Here is a 1,450-nt window from a genome sequence, read left to right on the forward strand (position 1 = left end):
GCCAGAAAATCGCGTAACCAACATGAATACAGAGTTTAACAATTTCGCATTAACAGATTTTAAGAGACGCCAGTGAACCAATTTTATAGTCCTGCTCATCAGTGGGAAAACGAACCGGATAATATGGTATGGTTCAAAATTGAAACAAAAGCCTATGAGTTATCCCAAATAAAGAAAATCCATGACATATTAAATCCGGTATCATCTTATAGGTTCAGCATACCTTTTACATTGGATAGCGTTACAAGGAACGACAATATATTAAGTATATTGTCGGATATTACAATACATTGTGATTCGATCGGATATCTGACAATTAAATCTCCTGATAAGCAAACACGAATGGAAGGCTGGACAGCATTTGATAGGTATGTATATCCTGCTGAATATTTAGGGTGTATGTTTGGAGAATGGAAATATTATGACGGTCAAGGCAATTGCTACCGTAAGTTTTGGAACTATAAAGAAAACGACAGATTGATATATGAAACTGACCGATAAACAATTTTGGATATTGCTGATTGTGATGGTGTATGCTTCTGTTGCGTCCGCACAAACAGTTTTCTCTGTGGAGAAAATAAGCGAAACGGAATATGTTAAAGCCGAAAGAGAGTGTTCGCGCTATAATGTCATTCCGGCTGATACCATTGCCGATAATGATATTGTTTCTATGGTATTGAAGGAATCGCAAGCTAAATTTGAACGTCTTGATTCTGCTTGGCAACAAGAAATATATGCTATTTATGATAACTTGGATTTTGGTTTTAACAAACGATGGCTAACATTTCTGCCTGAACTGAAATTATATGGTTTAAATATCCCTGAATCGCCGCATGACGATGCAATATGGTGGTTTGATTCTGAGAACGGTAAATATATCTGTCGCGCGGCTTGTCCCACGGCGATAAACACCAATGGGATTTATGTGTCGCAGGTCGGTTATGATTGCGACTGGCCCTTAGATTTGAGATTCTTTCGTCGCGAAGGAAACTTCATATATGAATTTGAGTCATACAAGAGTCTTCAATACAGTGGTGAAGGACCTTATTGTCAGACCGAAGAATCCGGGCTTAGCACTATCTTCTGGCATGACAACAATACGTTGTATGTGAAAACCATCGACCATAAACGTCAAGAATCGGTATATCTAAAAATCAAAGTTCAGCAGACCGTCAGGGACATGCTTGAAAACGTAATGCCAAACAAAGCTGTTAGACCGGCTCCGATAAAATCTGTCAGGGATAATAAAAAAGGAGGCAAGCATTGAAACTGATTTATCGGGCGAAATGGATAATTGTAGTATTGTTCGCGATTACGTTCTTCTTTTCTTTCGCTGTTCTTTTTGCCGGAGGGTCTACTAAGATTAATTGGTGTCTGTTGGTCGCAAATATATTGCTGATATTCTTACAGACGTAAAATGTGGTCTTTGCGTTCAGGAGCAAGTATAAAG

General features: G+C 38.4%; 1 protein-coding gene. It reads left to right on the forward strand.

The genetic code is table 11. From position 1 onward, the window contains the following. The first annotated feature begins 484 nt into the window (after window positions 1-484). Window positions 485-1,267, forward strand: coding sequence for a hypothetical protein (locus JX312_RS13650; protein WP_204458462.1), 783 nt, complete (start codon window positions 485-487; stop codon window positions 1,265-1,267). The last annotated feature ends 183 nt before the right edge of the window (window positions 1,268-1,450 follow it).

The organism is Barnesiella sp. CU968 (assembly GCF_905219685.1).
GTDB classification, from domain to species: Bacteria; Bacteroidota; Bacteroidia; order Bacteroidales; family Muribaculaceae; genus Lepagella; species Lepagella muris_A.